This is a genomic window from Streptomyces sp. NPDC002754 (assembly GCF_053592315.1).
The window spans coordinates 178,917-199,677 of sequence record NZ_JBSFVM010000010.1 but is presented as its reverse complement, the minus strand read 5'-3'; the positions used below and the strand labels follow the sequence as shown (position 1 = coordinate 199,677).

The 20,761-nt window shown below is 72.6% G+C and carries 16 protein-coding genes; 3 read left to right on the top strand and 13 right to left on the bottom strand.

The features are described from left to right. Positions 1 to 76 precede the first annotated feature (76 nt). From fxsT to ACWD2L_RS22120, 8 genes are all read right to left on the bottom strand, one after another. Entirely contained in the window at positions 77 to 3,088 is a 3,012-nt protein-coding gene (fxsT, locus tag ACWD2L_RS22155; RefSeq protein ID WP_351336584.1) for an FxSxx-COOH system tetratricopeptide repeat protein, read from the bottom strand. Between the two features lie 129 nt (positions 3,089 to 3,217). Further along, positions 3,218 to 4,645: an aKG-HExxH-type peptide beta-hydroxylase gene (locus ACWD2L_RS22150; protein WP_351336581.1), complete on the bottom strand. Its 1,428-nt coding sequence runs from the start codon at positions 4,643 to 4,645 to the stop codon at positions 3,218 to 3,220. Then, positions 4,642 to 5,832, bottom strand: a complete 1,191-nt coding sequence (locus tag ACWD2L_RS22145) for an FxsB family cyclophane-forming radical SAM/SPASM peptide maturase (protein WP_351336579.1) — start codon at positions 5,830 to 5,832, stop codon at positions 4,642 to 4,644. Before ACWD2L_RS22145 ends, ACWD2L_RS22150 begins: the two co-directional genes overlap by 4 nt. A 162-nt stretch (positions 5,833 to 5,994) precedes the next feature. Further along, the gene (gene fxsA, locus ACWD2L_RS22140; RefSeq protein WP_451190613.1) at positions 5,995 to 6,192 is read right to left on the bottom strand and encodes an FxSxx-COOH cyclophane-containing RiPP peptide; all 198 of its coding nucleotides are present in this window, start codon (positions 6,190 to 6,192) and stop codon (positions 5,995 to 5,997) included. Between the two features lie 31 nt (positions 6,193 to 6,223). Next, positions 6,224 to 9,577, bottom strand: coding sequence for an SAV_2336 N-terminal domain-related protein (locus ACWD2L_RS22135; RefSeq protein WP_351336574.1), 3,354 nt, complete (start codon positions 9,575 to 9,577; stop codon positions 6,224 to 6,226). Between the two features lie 4 nt (positions 9,578 to 9,581). Then, a complete protein-coding gene (locus ACWD2L_RS22130) occupies positions 9,582 to 10,604 on the bottom strand; it encodes an AAA family ATPase (protein WP_351336571.1) in 1,023 nt (340 codons plus the stop codon). A gap of 108 nt (positions 10,605 to 10,712) precedes the next feature. Then, positions 10,713 to 12,806 carry a VMAP-C domain-containing protein gene (locus tag ACWD2L_RS22125; RefSeq protein ID WP_351336569.1) on the bottom strand — a complete coding sequence of 698 codons (2,094 nt, stop codon included), beginning with the start codon at positions 12,804 to 12,806 and terminating at the stop codon, positions 10,713 to 10,715. Next, positions 12,803 to 13,291 carry a CU044_2847 family protein gene (locus ACWD2L_RS22120; RefSeq protein ID WP_351336566.1) on the bottom strand — a complete coding sequence of 163 codons (489 nt, stop codon included), beginning with the start codon at positions 13,289 to 13,291 and terminating at the stop codon, positions 12,803 to 12,805. Before ACWD2L_RS22120 ends, ACWD2L_RS22125 begins: the two co-directional genes overlap by 4 nt. Before the next feature lie 177 nt (positions 13,292 to 13,468). On the opposite strand from ACWD2L_RS22120, the gene ACWD2L_RS22115 reads away from it, so the two are divergent. Further along, positions 13,469 to 13,657, top strand: coding sequence for a DUF6104 family protein (locus ACWD2L_RS22115; RefSeq protein WP_351336564.1), 189 nt, complete (start codon positions 13,469 to 13,471; stop codon positions 13,655 to 13,657). A gap of 281 nt (positions 13,658 to 13,938) precedes the next feature. Here ACWD2L_RS22115 and ACWD2L_RS22110 read toward each other — a convergent pair whose 3' ends face one another. Further along, positions 13,939 to 14,772 (bottom strand): hypothetical protein, encoded by an 834-nt coding sequence (locus ACWD2L_RS22110; protein ID WP_351342135.1) that lies wholly within the window; start codon positions 14,770 to 14,772, stop codon positions 13,939 to 13,941. Between the two features lie 179 nt (positions 14,773 to 14,951). Between ACWD2L_RS22110 and ACWD2L_RS22105 the strand changes: the two genes are divergently transcribed. Together ACWD2L_RS22105 and ACWD2L_RS22100 are read left to right on the top strand one after the other, a co-directional pair. Further along, positions 14,952 to 15,854, top strand: a complete 903-nt coding sequence (locus tag ACWD2L_RS22105) for a DUF4097 family beta strand repeat-containing protein (RefSeq protein WP_351342137.1) — start codon at positions 14,952 to 14,954, stop codon at positions 15,852 to 15,854. Position 15,855: 1 nt separating this feature from the next. Then, the gene (locus ACWD2L_RS22100) at positions 15,856 to 16,845 is read left to right on the top strand and encodes a helix-turn-helix transcriptional regulator (RefSeq protein ID WP_351342139.1); all 990 of its coding nucleotides are present in this window, start codon (positions 15,856 to 15,858) and stop codon (positions 16,843 to 16,845) included. Between the two features lie 178 nt (positions 16,846 to 17,023). Here ACWD2L_RS22100 and ACWD2L_RS22095 read toward each other — a convergent pair whose 3' ends face one another. The 4 genes from ACWD2L_RS22095 to ACWD2L_RS22080 form a co-directional block, all read right to left on the bottom strand. Then, a complete protein-coding gene (locus ACWD2L_RS22095) occupies positions 17,024 to 17,581 on the bottom strand; it encodes a Clp protease N-terminal domain-containing protein (RefSeq protein ID WP_351342141.1) in 558 nt (185 codons plus the stop codon). A 3-nt stretch (positions 17,582 to 17,584) separates the two neighbouring features. Continuing rightward, the gene (locus tag ACWD2L_RS22090; RefSeq protein WP_267069270.1) at positions 17,585 to 17,794 is read right to left on the bottom strand and encodes a helix-turn-helix domain-containing protein; all 210 of its coding nucleotides are present in this window, start codon (positions 17,792 to 17,794) and stop codon (positions 17,585 to 17,587) included. Positions 17,795 to 17,913: 119 nt separating this feature from the next. Beyond that, on the bottom strand, positions 17,914 to 18,876 hold the full coding sequence (locus tag ACWD2L_RS22085) for a zinc-binding dehydrogenase (RefSeq protein ID WP_351342143.1): 963 nt from the start codon (positions 18,874 to 18,876) through the stop codon (positions 17,914 to 17,916). Between the two features lie 153 nt (positions 18,877 to 19,029). Then, the gene (locus ACWD2L_RS22080) at positions 19,030 to 20,244 is read right to left on the bottom strand and encodes an NAD(P)-dependent malic enzyme (protein WP_351342145.1); all 1,215 of its coding nucleotides are present in this window, start codon (positions 20,242 to 20,244) and stop codon (positions 19,030 to 19,032) included. Positions 20,245 to 20,761 lie beyond the last annotated feature (517 nt).

The window sequence follows — 20,761 nt, the reverse complement described above, 5'->3', positions numbered from 1 at the left end:
ACCGCGACGAGCACGCCGGAAGGCCCGGCCCCCTTCTCCGGGGGCCGGGCCTTTTGGCGTGCGTGCTCGGTTGTGCTCAGGTCGTCTGGGGTTCGAAATCCCAGTGGGGGCGGTTGCGGGCGCGGGCCGAGATCGTGTGCACGTGCTGCTTGCCGAGCGTCGACTCCAGGTCCGAGAGGGCCTCCTGCTCGGTCTTCTCCGCCTGCCGACGTTCCCGCAGGCCGCGGAGGTCGGCCGCGAACGCGATGCGCGCGGACAGGCTGAGGGGGTGGGTGCGGCCCAGCGCCTCGATGGCGCGGGTGACCGTCGCGTTGCTGAGCTCGGCCGCGGATTCGGTGTCACCGACGAGGTTGCGCAGCGCCGAGGCGTTGACGGCGCAGCCCAGCGTCCAGGGGTGGTTCTCACCCACCGCGGCGGTCATGTCGGCGAGGGCCCGCTCGATGAGGTCGTGCGCGTGCTCCCGCTCCCCCACGTTGCGCAGGATCAGGGCGTGGTTGGCACGGACGCCCGCGACGAAGGGGTGGCTCTCGGCGAGCGTGACCTCGTAGCGGGAGATGATGGCCTCGCTGAGCTCCCTCGCCTCGTCGATGTCCCCGTCCTCGCGGGCGAAGCAGCTCTGGGCGCAGGCGAAGACGAGGGTCCACGGGTGGGTCTCGCCCATCACACGCTCGCCGCGCTCCAGTACGCTCGCGAGCACCTTCCCCGCCTTGACGCGCTCGCCCTTGCGGTACTGGCACAGCGCCAGGTTGTACTCGGCCTTGAGTGTCTGCGGGTTGCTCTCCCCCATCACGAGCCGGTTCTCGCGCAGGCTCTGCAGCTGGTTCGACTCGGCCTCGTCGTAGCGGCCGGTCAGCCGCAGATCGATGGCGTAGGAGATCTGGGAGTCGAGGGTCCAGGGGTGGCGCCCCTTCAGCAGGGTCCGCCGTGACTCCAGGACCTGGCGGTCGATGTCGAGGGCCTCGGAGTAGACGCCGAGCAGGCGCAGGGTGACTGCCACGTTGTTCTGCGCGTTCAGCGTGCGCGAGTCCTGGTCGCCGAGGAGGCCCTGGTACGCCGTCAGGACCCACCGGCACAGTTCGAGGGCCTCGTCGTAGCGGCCGAGTCCGCGCAGGTCGGCGGCGAGCCCGCTGGCGGCGCGCAGGTGCTCCAGGTCGTCCGCGCCGCGCTCCTGACGCAGATGCTCGACAGCGGCGCGGTTGAGGACCTCCGTGCGCGCGTACTCACCGGCGGCGCGCAGCAGGTTGACGTAGTGGAACGACAGCTCCCAGATCCGCGGATGGGTTTCGCCCAGCAGCGCCCGCCATGCCTTCATGGCCCGCTCGCCCAGCTTGATCCCGGCCGTGTACTCGCCGGAGAAGTACATGTAGCGCAGGCAGTTGAGCACCAGGCGCTGCACGCCGGAATCCGTGGTCTCCAGCACGTCCGCGTACTTCAGGTGCGGCGCGATCTCCGCGTAGCCGGGCCACAGGCGGGTGTCGCTCGGCCTGCGCGGGTCCGCGGCGGCCAGCGCCCTTCGCACCACGTCGTTGAACTCGCGCCGGTCCGACTCCGGCATGTCGGCGTGCACGATCTGGTGCACCATGCGGTGCAGATACAGGGACTCTCCGGAGGACGTCGTCTCGTCCGCCCCCGTCTCGTGGGATTCGAGGCGGACCACGGAGTACTGGCGCAGCTGGTTGACCGCCTTGTTCCACAGCAACGGATCGTTCAGCAGTCCCGCGACCTGTTCGGGCAGGTCGTCGCTCGGCATCTCCTTCAGCAGCCGTACGGGGATGAACCCGGGCGCGAAGAACGTGCACAGGCGCAGCAGGTCGACGGACTCGGGGACGGTGTCGCGGAGCTTGTTCAGCAGTATCGACCAGGCGGTCTGGAAGGCGACGGGGAAGTCCGCCGAGACCTTGACGACATCCTGGTCGACGCCGCCATCGAGGAGGCCGATGTACTCCTCGACCGAGAGGTCCGAGTCGTTCAGCCAGCCGGCCGTCTGGTCGAGCAGCAGCGGCAGGTCCTCCAGGGCCTCCGCGAGCCGGTTCGCCTCTCGCTCCTTCAGCCGGGGCGCCCGGCGCCTGATGAACGCCACCGATTCCTCGCGCTGGTAGACCGGCACGTCGAGCAGCATGCTGTTGTGCTCGCTCCACTCCGGGTTGCGGGAGGTGATGATCACCTGGCCGGGGCCCGTCGGCACCAGATCCCAGATCTGGTCGGGCTCGTCCGCGCCGTCGAGGATCAGTAGCCACCGGGCGTACGGATCGCCCCGGCGCAGTGAGTCCCGGACCGCGCGCAGCCGCTCGCCGTACTCCTGGCCGGTCTGCAGACCGAGCTTGGGTGCGAGTTCGGCGAGGCCGCGGCGGTAGGTGACGCGCTTCTCCGCGTTGACCCACCAGACGACGTCGTACTCGGAGCCGAAGCGGTAGACGTACTCGGCGGCGAGCTGTGTCTTGCCCACGCCCGACATGCCGTGGAGGGTGAGCACCCCCGCGCCCGGTTCGGCCGAAGTCAGCCGGTGGTACGCCTCGTTGAGGAGGGGCTCGCGGCCGGTGAACCGGGTGTTGCGCCGCGGCACGCCGCCCCACACCTCGGGCATCGTGGCCGGGAACCGGGGGCCGCGCCGCGCGCCGTCGGCGGCTGCGGGCAGCGGGTCGGTCGGCAGGTCGAGCCGTTCGAGCAGACGTCGCTCGGCTTCCTCCGCCCCCAGGTTGATCAGTCCGACCGCGCCGAGCACGGGGGCGGCGGACGGCACCGCGGCCGTGGTCAGGGAGACAGCCGCGAAGCGGGACGGGTCGGGCGCGACGACCTCGCGCAGCGCGGCGTTCCACTCCTCGTGCGTGCGCGGGCCGAGTTGGAAGTACCACTCACTGACGATGATGAGAATCCGGCCCTCCGCCAGGCTCAGGTCGCGCAGCAGGTCGACGAGCGGGGTCTCGGCCGGGGTCTCCCAGCGCTGGTACACCACTCGAACGCCGCGCCGCTCCAAGCGGTCCCCGATCCAGGCTGCCCAAGCACGGTTGAACCCGGCGAAGCTGACCGTGACCGTCCGCCTCTCGGCTTCTCCCACGGTCGAGCCGACCGGCTTACGAGTTCCAGGCATGCAGCGGCCTCCTGCGCGTAGTCGCAAAAAAATCGTAGAACCTCGGCGCGATGCTGGTAAGTGTCACACCGCCAACTACGCCTTGGTTCCAGGATCTTCGCGCAGCGGAACACCCCTCGTCCGACATCTTCACTCATTCGGCCGGACGGTCGAGGACTGCCGCTGCCTCCACAGGTCCCGGACGGCACCTACGTACGCCTCCGCGCGTGCCGTATGGCCGCGTGGCGCGGGATGCTCGGCCATCCGTTCGTGGGCGACGACCATCTGGTCGACGAACCGGCGTCCCCGGCCGGTCAGGGACGGCGATCCGACGAGCACCGGCAGCACGGCCCCCACCTGGGACCGGTAGCGGCTGTACTGGGTCCATGCGGATTCCCTGCGGGAGGGCCCGGTGAGCGCCCAACGCTGGAAGAAGTCCGCCAGCGCCAGATGCGCGTAGGCGCCCTGCAGGAGGCCGTCGTACGGGCGTGGGTCGGGGCGCCACGGCGCGAAGTGCCTTGGCACACCGTCGTCCTGATGGAGCACCAGGGTGTCGCTCAGCGCGGCCAGCTTCGCGTGCTGGAGTTCGTGGACGACCGTCGCCGCGAAGGCGGCCGACGAGGGCGGGGTGCTGGTGAACAGCGCGCCGAACGCCTCCCGCCGGGTGGCGCTGCATCCCCCTCGACCCTCCGCGCCCGGGGGCATCTCCAAGGGCACCAGGCAGCGCATGAGCGTCAGAGCCTCCGCCAGCCGACGTTCACCGCCCGCGCACAGGGCGCCGGCGGTGCCCGACCAGGCCGTCAGCCAGCGCTTGCGCTCCGCGTCGTCCAGCGCCGTCGGGCCGCTCTGGGTGCGGTGCCGGGGCTCGGGGCCCGCGCGGTACGGGTCGAGGTCGTCCAGAGGCATGGGAGCGGCCTCCGGGGTCAGCCCGGGAAGCGCGTGCGCGGGCGTCCACGCGCGCGTCCCCGACCACGCCCCGAACCCGGCCTGCAGGCAGACGGTGACGTCGTCCGCCCCGTCCTGACGCAGCGTCAACCGACCGTCTTTCACCCGAACTTCGACCCGTACGTCGCCGGCCCCGACTGTGCGCAGGCGACCGAGGGACGGGAGGGCGAGCGTTCCGCCATGAGCGGTCAGCCGCGCCGTGAGGGGGTTTCCGGCGCGGGCGGCGGATGCCACGGCGAGGGCGCTGAAGTGGTCGAGGGCAGCGGCCAGTTGGCGCGCCTCGCCCGGACCGGGAGCTCCGGCGGGCCGGTCGAGGCCGCGCAGGCAGCGCAGGGCCCAGGGGCCGGTGAGCGGGTAGTGGAGCCGGTCCCTGGCGGGGAACGCGGGCGGCTGTCCGGGCACCCGCACCGGCCCCTCTGTCGTGGTCAGCAGCGCCCAGTCGTCCTTCAACCGCGCCTTCTGCGCCGGGGAGCACAGCATCGGGTCGGCCGCTTCGGCCGCGTCGAGCAGTGCACGGAGCAGCAGCAGGCGCCGAGAGTCCTGGTCGCGCACGAGGAGCGCAAGGGTGTCCGGCCCTCCTTCGGTCCTGCCGAGTTCGTCGAGGGCCCGGTCCGGGATCTCCGAGAGCGTCACGGGGTGCTCCTTCCGGGGGAGACCGGGACTGCGGCAGCGGGCGGCGCAGCGACCCGCGCGGCCACGTGGTGGATGAACCGCTGCAGGTCCGCGCAGTACACGGACGGGTTGCGGAACCCGCTGCCCACCCGATAGCGGTGGGCGTAGTGACCGCCTCCGCAGACCGTCAGCAAGGGGCAGGCCAAGCACCGCGCGGCCAGCGCCGTCGCGGCCGACTGCCGGGCGATCACCCCCGGGTGGCCGAGGGCTTCGTCGAAGTCGTGCCGGAAGACGTCGAGGCCGGTCGCGGACGCGCCCTCGTAGGCGGACTTCAGGGAGTCCACCTGCTCGATCGAGCCGTCCGTCTCGACGACCACGGCGTCGAAGGGGGCGAGCCCCAGCGACTCCGTGGCCGCGGGGAGGCCGCACAGCAGCGCGATGCACTCCTCGAAGAGGCGGATGCGTGTCGCCCGGTGTCCGGCCTCCCACCAGCGGTCGAAGACGGCGCACAGCCAGTCCCCGTAGACCGCGTCCGTCGGGTCCCAGAGCGGCGGCGGGTTCGACCAGTTGCCGTGCGGAAGCAGCAGATCCAGGGCGGGCGGGCGCAGGGTGAGCAGGGATTCGTACGTCGCCACGGGGTCCTGCGCGGGGTCCACGACCGCGAGGATCCCGGCGTAGGACGCCGGGAAGCGGTCGGCGACCAGCCGCGCGCCCCGTGCGGCGGCAGGCCAGGACGGGCGGCCCGCGTGGTCGACACGGAGCGCGTTGCGGCCGGCGGTGCCGCCGTCGAGGCTGATACCGACGCTGATGTCGTGCCGGGCGAGGGTCGTCATGCGGCCCTCGGTCAGCAGGGTCGCGTTGGTCTGTACGGTGACGCGGACCGCGCATCCGGCGGGCGTCCGCTCGCGCACCTGGTCCGCGAACCGGCCGAGCACGGCGGCCGTGGCCAGCAGCGGCTCTCCGCCGTGCAAGACCAGCGAGACCGCGGTCAGCCCATGGGTGCGGGCGTGCTCGGCGATACGGGACGCGGTGCGGTCCAGGACTTCGCGGGACGCGGCGGCGGGCCGTGTACGCCAGGTGTCGTCCGGGCCTTCGTAGAGGTAGCAGTACCGGCAGGCGAGGTTGCAACGGCCGTGGACCTTGACGACGAACTGCCGGAACGGGAACGGCGGTTCGGGGCTCGGCTGGGCAGCGGTCTGTCCGGACACACCTGCACCCCCATGTCGTACGCCCGTGTCACGACCGCCCCGGCAGAGAACCCCTTACCGTCGCGGTGGCGGGCTCAAACGCCGTGCCGTCGAACTGTCCGATTCGGTTGACCACGCGACCGAAACCGCGCGACCGAATCCGCACGGCGCCCTCACCGCGCGTCAGCTGAAGGAGTTGTTCCACCCCCAGAGTGTCTCGCCGGGATGCCCCGCACGTTCGCGCAGTTCCGCCAACACCTCACGCAGTACCGGATGCTGAATGGACGTCAGGTCCTTCAGGGCGAGCGTCGTCAGATCGGGCAGCGGCCCCTCCGGCTCCGGCCCTGCCGCGGCTTCCACTGGCTCATCGTGTCCGTTCACACCGTCCCCCTCGCGTCCCTACGCCGTCCGCTCACTCCAGCGCGGCCAGCCGTTTCGCCGTGTCAAAAGCCGTCGGCGCGCCTGTGGCCAGGCTGCCCTCCGGCAGCTTCGACCATCGAGCGCGCGCCGCGCGGTAGGACTCACGGGCGGCCCGCGGGCGGGCCGCCGCCTCATAGGACATACCCCGCCAGTGCAACGCCTGCGCACCCAATTCCACGGCGTCCCGGCGCCGTTGGTGGGTCGTCGCGGTCTCCTCGGCCTCCCGGGCGCAGTCCGCGGCCGACCGGAACGCCTCAACGGCCTCGTCGAGGCGGGCGGGCCGGCCGAGGCTCCGGTACACCTCGTACTGCACCTGGCCCAGCTCCAGCCGGCACCGCGCGGCGAGCAGCGGATCGTCGGCCCCGGCCGCCGCGAGGCCGAAGAGGTGCTCGGCCTCGCGCAGGTCGACACGGTCGGCACGTGTGCGGTAACGGAGCATCAGCGCGCGGCCCAGCAGCAGCAGCCGGCCGGCCAGCTTGGGACTGCCCGCCGCTGTCTCGGTGCGGCAGTCCCGCAGGACGCGGATGGCGCGGGAGACGGGCTCGGCCTGCGTGACCAGCACCGGTTCCAGCGCGGCCCGGCGCAGCAGGGCTTCGCCCCATTCGGCGAGCACGTCGGCGTGGGCCGGTGACTCCCGGGACATGCGCTGAGCCGCGCTCCCGAAATGCACGGCGGCTTCCTGGAGTTCGCGGGGGTCGCCCGATTCGTCGAAGTGCGCCACCCGGATGCGTCCGGCGCGTACCAGCAGGCCGGCGCGCAGTCCCTGGTCGGTGGCGAGCGGCAGAGTCGCGTCGACGCGCGCCTGCGCCTCGTCCAGCGCGCCGCCCGCCGCGAGGAGCGCGTCCACCAGGTCGAGGACGATGCGCACCCGCGGCAGGTGGGCGGTGGCCGCCGGATCGCTGTCGAGCCCGTCCCGCAGCGATCGCGCGCTCTGTCGCGCGTACCGGCGTGCCTGTTCGCCGTCCGACGTCACGCCGGAGAGCCGCAGCAGGATCCGGCCGTGGGTGAGCGGAAGTTCGGGCGGGTGCCGGCGATCCGGCCACGTGTCCACGAACGCCTCCAGCATCCCGACCGCCCCCTGCAGCAACGCACTGTCCCCGCCGAGCCGCCACTGCGCCTCCAGTGCGCCGACGCGTTCCAGAGTGAGGCGCAGTGCCTCCGGCTCCGGCAGGTCGGGGGCCGAGCAGGCCACCGCGTACTCCCGGTCGGCCCTGCGCAGCAGTTCGAGGGCGCCCTGGCGGTCGCCGCGGCGCCTGCGGTCGGTGGCGGCGGTGCTGAGTACGCGCGCGAGGACGGCGCGTTCGCGCAGGGCGTGCGGGTGGGCGGCCGCGCGCTCGGCCGCCTGCTCCGCCTCGCGCAGCAGGTCCGCGCCGCCCTGCACCTCCCACAGACGCAGCACGCAGTGGGCGTACTCGGACCACAGTTCGAAGTCCCGCTCGGTGGGCGGCTCGTGCTCGGTGGCGCCGCGCAGCAGCTGGACGGCGTCGATGAGGGCCTGCACCATGCCCTCGCTGTCGAACCGCTCGGCCAGCGCGCGTGCGCGTACGACGGCGGGGTGGGTGGGGCGCGTCTCCAACGGCCCTCCGTGGCCCGGGGTCCCGTACAGCGCGAACTGTTCGGGCAGCGGCATGAAGCGCTCCAGGACGCGCGCGGCGACCTCGGCGAAGGGCTGCGGGACGAGGTCGGCGTCGCCGTTGTCCCCGTCGACGGCGCGCGGCGGCCCGTATCCGGTGCCGGTGGGGCGTTCGGCGCCGTCGCGGCCGTCGCCGAGCTGCGCGAGGGCGAGGGCCGGGAAGTTGGGGCCGCCCTTGCCGAAGCGGGCCTCGATGTACTCCGAGCAGTGCTTGAGGACCAGCATCGCCTCGTCCCTGCCGAGCGGCCCGAGCAGCGCCTCCTGCACGCCGGGAGCGAACTCGTACCACTGGACGTCGTCCGTGCCGTGCTCCCCCTTGGCACGCGTGAGCAGGCCGCTGAGCAGCACCTCGGCCAGCTCGGACGGGCCGGAGCCGGGCAGCATCGTCCGCTGCACCAGCTGCATCACGGGCAGGCACAGCGGGGCCGCCGCGAGGAATCCGGCGAGCCGGCCCGCGTCCGGTGACGCGGTGGAGCGGAACCGGCTGACGAGTTCGAGCACCGAGGGACGCTGCGCCTGCCGCCCCGCCGTGGACGGCCGCTGGTCCGCCCTGACCCAGCCGACGGCCCCCGCGACCGGCCCCGCGCCCGCCCCGGAGAGCAGCCGTGCCCAGGCGCCGAGCGCCGCCGGTTCGGGCGGCAGCACGGGCACCGGGAGCGCCCCCGCACGGTCCCGCGCGGAAGGCCCCGTCGCCGTCCGCACCCGCAGCGCGGCGGCGCCTCCGAGGGCCTCGCCGCGGCTCAATTCCCCGTACGAGACGGGCAGTCGGGTCCGGTTCCACATGCGCTGCGGCAGGGGCTGAAGTACGGCGGCTGGGGCCTGCCTGGCCAGTTGGTGCAGGAGGCGGTGGGCCCGGCCGCTGCGCCACAGCGGGCCCGCGCAGTCGCTGACGAGGACGGTGATCTGGCGGCCCGAGGGGTCGCTGAGCCGGTCGGTGGAGTGCAGGGGCGCCGCGTACAGCTCCGGGCTGTGACTGACGGCGGCCTGCGCGTCGGGGCCCTCGTGCAGATAGCTGACCTGGATGTCCCAGAAGGCACCCAACTGGCCGAAGACCTGCTCCAGTTCGATGAACATCCGGTCCCACACGCGCATCGACGAGGAGGCGTCCATCACGAGCCGCAGGCGCGCGTCGGCCCGGGTGACCGCGCGGTACACGGGGAGCACCAGACCGCCGGCCCGTGCGGTGCGCTCGGCGGTCGCGGTCTCGTCGAGCACCGCGCGCAGCGGCGGCGCGGCGCTGCGATAGCCCTGCAACGGCCTGAGGGCGCGCTGGAGCTCCAGCGGTGCGGGGAACGCGGGCGCGGCCGGGACGCCGACCGGCAGCGGCGTGGCGCGGCCGCTCCGCCCCGGTCCCGACGTGGTGCGGGGCACGGGGTAGAGCGCGACGCGCCGGTCGCCGCTCTCCTCATACGCCTGGGGCGCCGGTGGCTCCGGCTCGCGCTCCGTGGGCGCGGGGCTCGGGGTCGCCGGGAGCGGGGACGGCCGGGCGCCTTCGCGGGCGGGCCGTTCGCCGGGGTCGGTGTCCGCCGGGTCCGCGGCGTGCGCGGGGCGGGCGTGGCGGGCCAGCCAGAGCGCGTCGCACAGGTCCTCCGCGTCCGGGTCGAGCCCGATCCGGCGCAGCCTGGCGATGAGATCGGCGAAGGGGTCGCCCGCGGGGCGGCCGGGCTCCGCGGGCTCGCCGACACCCTGACGCGCCGTCGCGTCGGGTTTCACCGGTTCACCTCGGGCGGTCGAGTCGCTGGATGAGCTGGTCGGCGAGGCGGTCGCGGCTGAGGGTGCCGGTTGCGGCGGTGAGGTGGATCGCGTTCAACAGCTGGTCCGTCGCGAGCAGTTCGCTGCGGGAGCGCTCCAGGAAGCGGTTGATCAGGTCGTCGCCCTCGCGCGCCAGCGCGTCGCCGAGGTGGGCGCGTACGAATGTGGCGAGCCGGTTGTGGTCGGGCCTGCCGAGTTCGAGGTGGATGCAGCGGCGCATCAGCGGGGCGGGGAAATCGCGCTCCCCGTTGCTGGTGAGCACCACGAACGGAAACGCGTTGCACCGCACCCGGCCATCGCGGACGCGCACCTTCACGCCGTCGTCGGTGAGCACCTCCGCCTCGCCGTCCGGCAACCGGTCGGCGACCCGCTCCAGTTCGGGTATCGCGAACTCGCCCTCCTCCAGGACGTTCAGCAGGTCGTTCGGCAGGTCGATGTCGCTCTTGTCGAGCTCGTCGATCAGCAGCACGCGCGGCGTCGGCGACGGCAGCAGCGCGGTCCCCAGCGGACCGAGCCGGATGTAACTCCCGATGCCCTCGACGGCCCCCGGCGATCCGGCCGCGGACCCGTACCCGCCCTGCGCCGCGATCTGCACATCCTGGAGGCGGGCGATCGCGTCGTAGTGGTAGAGCCCGTCCTGGAGTGTGGAGCGGCTGACGATGGACCACCGCAGTACGTTGCCGAGCCCCAGCTCGTACGCCACCGAGTGCGCGAGGGTGCTCTTGCCCGAGCCCGGGCTTCCCGTGACGAGCAGCGGACGGCGCAAGTAGAGCGCCGCGTTGATCATTTCGAGCTCTTCGGCACCGGGCCTGTGCAGCTCCGCGAGGTGCCGGTGCGCGCCGAGCCTGCGGTCCTCGGAGCCGCCCGATGTGCCCTCGGCGTCCCGGCCCGAGAAGTCGCGCCAGGGCGGTGGCGCGGGCAACCGCTCGAGCCCGTCGTGGGGTTCGCCGGCGCCGCGGTATATGAGCCACTCACTGGATTCGGTCATGATCCGGTCCTCGTCGTCGCTCGTCCAGCGGGGCAGTCGAAGGGACGTGCCTCACGGTATCGATGGATCGTGGGCCGCGTAAGAGGGGTGGTCGCCGGGACACTGATGTCACGGGGCCTCCAGAAGATCATCGGCGCCTGGCAGGTCGTGGTGCGGATCGTCGTAGTAGAGGGCGATCCCGTCGGCCCAGTAGGCCTCTGTGCGGCTCGACAGGAGTTTTCTGCGCAACTCGTGGACGCGCTCCGGGAGTTGCCGCGCACCGCGCGCGTCGGCGACCATGACGGAGGCGCCGCGGTGGAACTCGCCGCACACCGCCGCGGTCCGCGCCTGACCGCGACGCCACAGGGCGACTCCGAACCCGCCGAGCAGTATCCGGGCGAGCGCCTCGGTGTCGTCCTCGTAGCGGTGCTCTCCATAGCGGCACATCACTGGTACGGACGCGGGCGACAGATTGCGCAACTCGCCGCTCTCCGGGACCGGCCGCGGTACCCCGCCGTCGCAGTCGAGGATCTCGGCCCTGGCGGCGTGCGCGTGCAGCCAGCGCCAGCGGTCCACCCGGTCCGTGCCCGATTCGGGCGACGCCCGGTCGAACTCCGCGAATCCGCCGCCCCCGGGGAGCCGGTCCCGGTCGCCGCAGCGCAGCACTACGGGGCCGCGCGCGCCGAGCGGCGGCCCCCCGGGTCCCAGCCGCCAGGCGTCCACCGGCAGGTCCAGGCGGTTGTGCGGAAGCGCCACCTGGAGGACCGCGGGCCACCCCGGTTCGTCGCACTGGCGGAACGCTTCCGCGAGCGGCGCGGCGAGCAGCCCGGGCAGCGCCTCCGTAGGAGTGCGCTCGTCCTGCCGCACGCAGTCGCGCGAGCCGTCAGGGCGGGCGACGTACACCTGCCAGTCCCAGTACTCCCGCTCCCAGCCCCGCTCCACGAGTTCGAGCATGGCGGACGGCCGGGGTGCGCGGTCGGCGGCCGGGTCGGCCGTCGTGGCGTCCGACGAGCCGCGCCGCTGCAAGCGCTCGCTCCGCTGGGCCTCGATGCGCCGCCTGCGCCCGACGTCCAGACACCCCTCACCGGCCTGCCGCACCCACTCCCACAGGGCCGCCTCGGCGTCCTGGGTGCCCGGCGTGACGAAGGGGCGCTCGGCGGACAGCGCCCGCATCGCGTAGTCGAGTACGAGCCCGCGCACGCCGTCGTCGTGTGCGCCTTCGTAGAGGGCCCCGAGGCCGTCCCGCCAACCGCGCGGCGCGGGCAGCGACGTGCCCGGTTCGTACTCCGGGAGCGACACCAGGATGTCGAGCAGACCGCGCGTGCTCACCGGCGGCGGCAGATCCGCGAGCCGGCCGAGCAACTGGGCGCGCTCGCCCGGAGTGAGGGTCCGTCCCGGCCGCGCGCCGAGCCTGCTCTGCACGTCGGCCCAGGTCTTCCTGCCACCGTCCGACTGCCGCTGGCGGTCCCGGTGGTAGCGGTCGTGCGCGTGGAACACCGCCTGGTACAGGTCGTCGTACTCGGCCCGCACCGCCTGCCCCGGCACCGGCAGCGTGCGCAGCTGCTCGATCCCGATGGATGTGCCGCCCCGCCCGTGGTCGGCGCGCGACTTCAGTACGCCGATGACCTCGCCGCGCACCGGATCGACGACGGGGCCACCCGAGATCCCGTACGGCAGGTCGTTCTCGCCGAGGCGCAGCTGCACGCCGGACGACCAGTCGCCGATGGTGCCCTTGACCGCGATCGGTCCGTCGAGGCGGCACACCTGTCCGTCCACAACGGTCCAGCCCGCGTAGAAGACCTCCCCTTCGTTGTAGTACGAGGCAGGTCGCTCGGCTACGTAGGCGCACTCATGGTCCACGGGTTCGCGCAGCCGCACGAGGGCCAGGTCGGGGGCGGGCCATTTACCGGGCGCTGCCTGCTCGACGCGCTCGGGGAGCGTGGCGACGACTTCCGCGGGCACGCGGGACGTGCCGCGGCCGGGACCGGTCTCGTAGGCCACGGTCAGCTCGCCCCCTTCCCCGCCGAGAGCCACATGCGCGCAGGTCAGAACCCAGCTCGGGGCGACGAAGAAGCCGCTCCCGACGAAGCTTTCGGGTTCGTCCGCTGCATACCCGGCCCGCACGCGATGAATGCGCACGGTGGACGCCATGACGAGTTCACGCAGCGCAAGGAGGGCGGCATCCCGATGGCCCGGTGCGCCCCCGTCGCGTCCGAGTGTCATGCCCCGGCCCCGGCGACGGTCGGGTCGGCTCCCCCGTGCGCCGGGGCGCCGGGTGACGCGCCCGTGGCCGCGCGCGGTGCGGGTGGTGCGGCGGCCGCCGCGCGGGCGGCGGGGTCCTGCGGGTTCTCCAGGTCGGGCGGCCCTTCGTTCCAGGTCAGCGTGACCTTGATGCCCGCCTTCGCCTCACCGTCCGCGAGCAGTCCTACGACCTTGCCCGCCTTCGCCGTCAGCTCGACACCGAACTCGACGCTCACCTCGTCGGGGCGCACGGCGCGCAGCGGCCGCGCGAGGGAGCGCGCGACCCCCGTCACCAACCCGTGCAGACTCTCGACACTCGCCTCCACGCGATCCGTGAATCCGGTGTCGGAGAACGACAACTCCCCTTCGGGTACGCCCAGTTCATCCGCCGAACCGGATATCCGGGCCCACACCGGCGTCCCGTCCGGCAGCGCGATCCGCGCAACCCTGGTCACTTCCTGCCCCATACCGCTCCCCCGTTTCCCGTTCCCCGCGACCTGCCTTGCGGGACAAGGGTCCTTCCCAGGATGAGCAGGGGCTACCCCTCGGGCGGGCTTCATGGTCGCCCGCCCCCATAGGCTTGGTGGGCAGTCGACACCACGCCCGCGCGCCCGCGCGGGCCCCGCACGCAGGAGAAACAGCCCATGTACTTCACGGACCGCGGCATCGAAGAGCTGGAGAAGCGGCGCGGCGAGGAGGAGGTCACCTTCGAGTGGCTCGCCGAGCAGCTGCGGACCTTCGTCGACCTCAACCCGGACTTCGAGGTCCCGGTGGAGCGCCTCGCCACATGGCTGGCACGACTCGACGACGAGGACGACGACGAGGACGAGTAGGCCTTCCCCCCTGCGGGGCGGGCGGCCCCGGTAGGCAGCAGGCGCACCATTCAAGCCTCTGCGGGGCGGGCGGCTCCGGTAGGGAGCAGGCGCGCCTTCCCCCCCCCTGCGGGGCGGGCGGCTCCGGTAGGGAGCAGGCGCGCCTTCCCCCCCCTGCGGGGCGGGCGGCCCCGGTGGGGAGCAGGCGCGCCATTCAAGCCCCTGCGGCGATTGAGCAGCGGGGTCCGGGGCGGAGCCCCGAGGCGTGGGGTCGACGGCCTGCGCCATCCGGCCCCGCGCAATCAGTCACGGCCCGCGCGCAACCTCGCGTAGGCGAACCCCAGCGCCCCGTGCAGCAGGAGCAGCGCCCCGGCGGCGGTCCAGCCGCCACTGCGCCGCCGCAGGCCGTGCACGGTGAGCGGCAGCCCGGCCGCGAGCTGGGCGGCTGCGACCACCCGCGCCCGGGGGCCGCGCAGCCAGGGGCCGATGCCCGTGGCCTCCACGACATCGAGCTCGGCGTGCACGGCGTCCCGCCAGCCCGACCAGCTGACCTGCTGCGCGTCCGACTGGATCCGCGCGACCTCGCGCAGCCGGTCGGCGGGTTCGCCGGGGGTCAGCCCTGCGGGGAGGGCGAGTCCGGTGCGGGTGAGGACCGCGAGCAGGCCCAGCATGCGGGCGCGCGCGTCGGCCGCGCTGTCGCCCGTTTCGGGCTTCGCGAGCGCTTCGAGGGCCTGGAGGTCGAGTACGGGATCCAGGCCCAGGCGCGCCGCGAAGGTACGCAGGGCCTCGGCCTCGCCGACCGGGGTGCCGTTCGCCAGCCACTCATAGCCCACGGGGCGGCGAAACCCGGAGGCCAGCGTGAATCCGCTGCGGTCGGCGTCCCACCACAGCGCGAGCACCGGCCAGGTCGCGCCGACGGCGAGCGCGCCCGCCCAGCCGCCGAGCACTCGGTCGACGGGTTCGCCGCCGCCGTCCTCCATGGACAGCCACGGCTTCGCCTCGGGCACGAGGACGCTCCACTCCCGTCCGGCGCGGGTGAGCAGCATCCGCTCGCGCAGCAGCTGGGCGGCGGGCCCGACGACGGACGGTTCGGCGCGGCAGAGCAGCAGCGCACCGGCGGGTTCGAGGGACAACATGGCCCCACGCTAGGGCAAGTCGGTGCATTACCGCAGTAATTGGACGGCCCATCGAGCGTCGGGGCACGGACTTCCGCGACAGTCTCGACTGGCCTTGACTTTCCCCATCCGCGATATATCGTGTTTGACAGAGGACGCGATATGGCGCGTTCACTCCTGGCCGTCGAGGAGGTCGCACCATGCCCGAGTGGTCCGTCACAGAGCCGCGGAAGCTCGTCTTCGACGAGCCGGTGTCAGCCCTGCATGTACGCATCGTGAGCGGCGCGGTGAATGTGGTGGGGACGGCCGAGGGCCGGGCCCGCCTGGAAGTCTCGGAGATCGACGGGCCGCCGCTGCGCGTGACGCAGTCGGACGGCACCCTCACCGTCGCGTACGACGACCTGCCCTGGAAGGGCTTCCTCAAGTGGCTCGACCGCAAGGGCTGGCACCGCAGCGCGGTCGTCTCGCTCGCGGTGCCGGCGGACACGCGGGTCGAGGTCGGCGTGGTCGGCGCCGGCGCCGTGGTCTCGGGCACGGAGGGGCCCACGGAGGTGAAGGGCGTCACCGGTGACACGACACTCGTCGGCGTCACGGGCCCGGTGCGCACCAGCACGGTGTCGGGCGGCGTCGAGGCGCAGGCGGTCACGGGCGACCTCCGGTTCAACTCGGTGTCCGGGGACCTGACCGTCGTGGACGGCTCGGGCTCCTTCGTGAAGGCGGACACGGTGAGCGGGTCGATCATCGTGGACCTGGACCCCGCGGGGCCCACGGACGTGAGCCTGACGAGCGTCTCCGGCGAGATCGCCATCCGCATCCCGCACCCGGCGGACACGGAGGTGGAGGCGAACACGGCGAGCGGAGCGGTGTCGAACGCCTTCGAGGATCTGCGGGTCGCGGGCGCCTGGGGCGCACACAAGATCACCGGCCGCCTGGGCGCGGGCACCGGCAAACTGAAGGCGACGACGGTCTCCGGCTCGATCGCCCTCCTCCGCAGGCCCCCTTCGGAGGACGCAACACATCAACCGGAACCGCCGGCCACTTCGGAACCACAAGACGCTCCGGATCCCCAGGACACCGACCCCGCCGACAAGAAGGTGCTCTGACATGCCCCCCGTCTTCGCCCACGGCCGCCTGCGCCTCTACCTGTTGAAGCTGCTCGACGAGGCGCCGCGGCACGGGTACGAGGTGATCCGCCTCCTCGAAGAGCGCTTCCAGGGCCTGTACGCACCCTCGGCCGGCACGGTCTACCCGCGCCTCGCCAAACTGGAGACCGAGGGCCTGGTCACCCACACCACGGAGGGCGGCCGCAAGGTCTACGCGATCACCGATGCGGGCCGGGCCGAACTGGCCGACCGCAGCGGCGAGTTGGCCGATCTCGAGCTGGAGATCCGGGAGTCCGTGGCCGAGCTGGCGGCGGAGATCAGGGACGACGTGCGGGGTGCGGCGGGCGATCTGCGCCGCGAGATGCGTGCCGCCGCGTCCCGGGCCCGCGCAGGAACCGGTCCCGGTGACTTCACGGACAAGGAAGCCTGGCACGCCACCAAGGAAGAGGTGCGGCGCGCCAAGCACGAGTGGAAGGAGCAGGCGCGGCGCGCGAAGGACGAGAGCCGCCGGGCCCGCGAGGAGGCCCAGCGGGCGCGCCGCCAGGCCAAGGAGTCGCAGGAGCAGGTGCGCGCGCAGGCGGCGGAGGACTTCCAGCGGATGGCCAAGCGCGTCCAGGAGCAGGTGCAGGACCACTTCACGCGCGGCGACTGGCCGACGGGGGTGCGCGAGGGCCTCACCGAACTGGCCAGGGAGTTCGGCGAGTTCGGCAAGTCCTGGAGCAAGGACGCCGGGCACAGCGCGCCGCCCGACCCCCAGTACCGCCCGCCGAGCGACGAGGTGCCCGCGGAGTACGTTCCCTCCTGGGCCTCCGAGGCCTCCAGCGGCGACCCGGCGCGCGACCTGGACCGCCTCCTGGACCGCTTCCGCGACGACATCCGCGATGCCGCCCGCGACCGGGGGGTCACGGAGGACCAGCTCGGCGACGCGAGGCGTCGCTTGGCGCAGGCGGCGGCCCACATCGGAGCGAGTCTCCGGTCACCGGGTGAGTGACCTCGGCCGCCCGCGCCTCAGACGTCGGCGGGGATTGAAAGGATCGGGGCTCCGCCCCGCACCCCGCCGCTCAATCGCCGCAGGGGCTTGATGTGCCCACCCGCCGCGGGCCGGATCGGCTGCGGTCGACGCCGCCGCCTTGGGCGGCAGGGTGGGCAGGGCGGCACCCCGGCAGGGCTCACCCCGCCACCGCCTCCCCGCCCCCGTACAGCACTCGCTCCACCCCCGCCACAGTCACTCCGTGCTCTGCCAAGACCTCGGAGGCGATGCTCGGGCGGGAGGTGAGGGCGAGGAGGAGGTGCTCGTCGGCGATGGCGCGGTCGTGGTGGGCGAGGGCGATGCGCAGCGAGGATTCGAGCACGCCCTTGGCCTCACGCGTGAGCGGACGCCGTCCGCCGACCCGACGCCCGCCGGTCAACACGCCCTCTCCATGGGCCTGTTCGGCCCGCGCGACGATCTCTTCCACGTCGATGCCGATCCCCGCGAGCGCCTCCGTGTCGGCCCGCGTGAGCCCCGCCCGGCGCCGCACCCCCGTAAGCGCCCGCCCGATCGACGCCCGCCGCTCCTCCGTGTCCGCACCGAGCGCGCCGAGCGCGAACGCGCCGCGCGTTCCGCTGCCGTCGAGGAGCGCGAGCAGCATGTGCCCCTCGTCGACGCGCTCCGCCCGCTCCCGCTCGGCATGAGCGAGAGCCCCCTTCACCACGTCCCGGGCGCCCTGGGTGAACCTTTCGAACATCGCTCATCGCCTCCCGTACTTCTTGTGCACGGCCTGCCGGCTGACCCCGAGTTCGGCCGCGATCTCCTGCCACGACCAGCCCTGGTTGCGCGCACTGCGCACCTGTACCGCTTCCAGCTGCTCGAGCAGCCGCCGCAGCGCGGCGACCGCCCGCAGCCCGACCCGTGGATCGCGGGCCCCCGCCTGCTCGGCGAGATCCGTCGCATCAGTCATGTTGTCAATGTAGGTTGACGCAAGGGTCGACGTCAACCACAGTTGACATCGGGGTACAGACGCGGGCACAGAAGAGGGGCGCCCGGCAGGTCCGCCGGTACGCCCCTCCCCGCGTCGCGTCAGACGCTCAGCACGACCTTGCCGAACAGCTCGCCACCGGCCATCTTCTGGAAGCCCTCACGGGCCCGGTCCAGCGGCAGCACCTCGTCGATCACCGGCCGGACCCCCGTGGCGGCACAGAAGGACAGCAGGTCCTCCAGCTCGTCCTTGGCGCCCATGGTGGAGCCGACGACCTTGAGCTCGAGGAAGAAGATCCGGTTCAGCTCCGCGGCGGGCGGGTTCGGCCCACTCGTCGCTCCCGAGATGACCAGCGTCCCGCCCGGCTTCAGGGACTTGACGGAGTGCGACCAGGTCGCGGCGCCCACCGTCTCGATCACGGCGTCCACCCGCTGGGAGAGCCGCGCACCCGTCTCCACGGCCTCCACGGCGCCCAGCTCCAGGGCCCGCTTGCGCTTCGCCTCGTCGCGGCTGGTCGCGAAGACCCGCAGCCCCGCCGCCTTGCCGAGCACGATCGCGGCCGTCGCTACCCCGCCGCCCGCGCCCTGCACGAGGACCGAGTCACCGGGACGTACGCCCGCGTTGGTGAAGAGCATGCGGTACGCGGTGAGCCACGCGGTCGGCAGGCAGGCGGCCTCCTCGAAGGAGAGTTCCTTCGGCTTGCGCAGCACGTTCCACTCGGGCACCGTCACCTGCTCGGCGAAGGTGCCCTGGTACTTCTCGGTGAGGATGGAGCGCTTCTCGCGCGGCCCGACCCCGTATCCGGTCTGGCCGATGACGGAGTGCAGGACGACCTCGTTGCCCTCGCTGTCGATTCCGGCGGCGTCGCAGCCGAGGATCATCGGAAGGGACTCCTCCCCCAGGCCGACCCCGCGCAGCGACCACAGATCGTGGTGGTTGAGGGAGGCGGCTCTGACGTTCACGGTGGTCCAGCCGGGCCGGTTCTCGGGGGCGGGCCGCTCCCCCAACTCCAGGCCGTTCAACGGCTGGTCACGGTCGATTCGGGCTGCGTAGGCGGCGAACATGACCTTGACGATAGGCGTCCCGCCAGGGCCGGGGAACCTCCGCCACCTGTGACACGCGTCCCGTAGTCGCGGATACGGGAAAGGCCCCGCCAGAGGCGGGGCCTTTCCCGAACAAGCCGAGCGAACCCAGCGAACAAACCGAACGAGCCGAAACTACCGGCGCGCCACGCCCTCCGCCCGAGCGGCAGCGGCAACCGCCGCGGTGACGGCCGGCGCCACCCGCTCGTCGAACGGCGACGGGATCACGTACTCGGCGGACAGCTCGTCGCCGACGACCGAGGCCAGCGCCTCGGCCGCCGCGATCTTCATCGTCTCGGTGATCCGGGAGGCCCGGACCTGGAGCGCGCCGGCGAAGATGCCGGGGAACGCGAGCACGTTGTTGATCTGGTTCGGGAAGTCCGAACGCCCGGTCGCCACGACAGCCGCGTACTTGTGGGCGATGTCGGGGTGCACCTCGGGGTTCGGGTTGGCCATCGCGAACACGAAGGCGCCCTTCGCCATGGAGGCGACCGCGGGCTCGGGGACCGTACCGCCCGAGACACCGATGTAGACATCGGCGCCCGCGAGGGCGTCCTCCAGCGAACCGGACAGGCCCGACTTGTTGGTGATGTCGGCCAGCTCGCGCTTGACCTCCGTGAGGTCCTCGCGGTCCCGGCTGACGATGCCCTTGCGGTCCGTGACCGCGACGTCGCCGAGACCCGCCTCGAGGAGAAACTTCGCGATCGCGACGCCCGCCGCACCGGCGCCGGAGATCACGGCGCGCAGTTCGCCGAGCGTGCGGCCGCTGAGCCGGGCCGCGTTCTTCAGAGCGGCCAGCGTCACGACGGCGGTGCCGTGCTGGTCGTCGTGGAAGACCGGGATGTCGAGGCGCTCCTGGAGCTTCTTCTCGATCTCGAAGCAGCGCGGGGCCGAGATGTCCTCGAGGTTCACGCCGCCGAAGGACGGGGCGAGACGCACGACGGTGTCGATGATCTCGTCCACGTCGTTCGTCGACAGCGCGAGCGGCACCGCGTCCACGCCGCCGAACTGCTTGAAGAGAATGGCCTTGCCCTCCATCACCGGGAGGGACGCCTCGGGGCCGATGTCACCGAGTCCGAGGACGGCCGAGCCGTCCGTCACGACGGCCACGACGCTCGACTTCCACGTGTAGTCGTGGACGAGCTCCGGCTGCTCGGCGATCGCGCTGCACACCTTCGCGACGCCGGGCGTGTACGCCAGGGACAGGTCGTCCTTGTCGCGGACCGGCACGGTGGCCTGCACGGCCATCTTGCCGCCACGGTGCAGCGCGAAAGCCGGATCGAAGGGCTCGTCGGAGCCCTCGTTGCCGGTACTCGCGTCGCTGCGAGGGTTGACGATCTCCGCTGCCACTTTGCTGACCCCTTAAGTCATGTGTTGCACAGGTTGAGGGTGGTTCCGTCCCTGATTGAGGGACGGGCGGGCACCGCGCACGCGCCGGACGGTCCTGTTGTGGGCCGCCCTGTGGGCGCCTTGCGCGACGGACGCGCCGCACGCGCGCCCTGAGCCCCGGATGAGGGGTGTAAAGAACCTTCTTACCTGACGGGCGGTGTCGGCGACGAGCCCGCCTGTGATCGATCACGCCTCGGTGACATGACTCATAGCCGAATATATGGACAAGTCCACGGGGTGATCGCGCAAAAGGAGAGAAGTCCGCCCGAATGGTGAGACAGCGGGCGGCCCGCCGGAGGATCTCCGGTGGCGAGGCGGAAGTTCCGCAGATGCTGCACCGTCCATGCACCCAGAAACCGGGGGTGGTTGGCCCTCTTCGCCCACCCGTTATCCGATTTTGACATGGCTGACCTCCTGAATCAGCAAGTCCGAATGGCAAGATGCCTCATCACACGAGGTCGCGACACTCGAAGGTGTG

What these genes read in the sequence shown, in the direction of transcription:
- ACWD2L_RS22120 (WP_351336566.1), bottom strand. Translation starts at nt 13,291, where the DNA reads ATGGGGCAGGAAGTGACCAGGGTTGCGCGGATCGCGCTGCCGGACGGG.
- ACWD2L_RS22125 (WP_351336569.1), bottom strand. Translation starts at nt 12,806, where the DNA reads ATGACACTCGGACGCGACGGGGGCGCACCGGGCCATCGGGATGCCGCC.
- ACWD2L_RS22115 (WP_351336564.1), top strand. Translation starts at nt 13,469, where the DNA reads ATGTACTTCACGGACCGCGGCATCGAAGAGCTGGAGAAGCGGCGCGGC.
- ACWD2L_RS22100 (WP_351342139.1), top strand. Translation starts at nt 15,856, where the DNA reads ATGCCCCCCGTCTTCGCCCACGGCCGCCTGCGCCTCTACCTGTTGAAG.
- ACWD2L_RS22085 (WP_351342143.1), bottom strand. Translation starts at nt 18,876, where the DNA reads ATGTTCGCCGCCTACGCAGCCCGAATCGACCGTGACCAGCCGTTGAAC.
- ACWD2L_RS22095 (WP_351342141.1), bottom strand. Translation starts at nt 17,581, where the DNA reads ATGTTCGAAAGGTTCACCCAGGGCGCCCGGGACGTGGTGAAGGGGGCT.
- ACWD2L_RS22090 (WP_267069270.1), bottom strand. Translation starts at nt 17,794, where the DNA reads ATGACTGATGCGACGGATCTCGCCGAGCAGGCGGGGGCCCGCGATCCA.
- ACWD2L_RS22110 (WP_351342135.1), bottom strand. Translation starts at nt 14,772, where the DNA reads ATGTTGTCCCTCGAACCCGCCGGTGCGCTGCTGCTCTGCCGCGCCGAA.
- fxsT (WP_351336584.1), bottom strand. Translation starts at nt 3,088, where the DNA reads ATGCCTGGAACTCGTAAGCCGGTCGGCTCGACCGTGGGAGAAGCCGAG.
- ACWD2L_RS22130 (WP_351336571.1), bottom strand. Translation starts at nt 10,604, where the DNA reads ATGACCGAATCCAGTGAGTGGCTCATATACCGCGGCGCCGGCGAACCC.
- ACWD2L_RS22105 (WP_351342137.1), top strand. Translation starts at nt 14,952, where the DNA reads ATGCCCGAGTGGTCCGTCACAGAGCCGCGGAAGCTCGTCTTCGACGAG.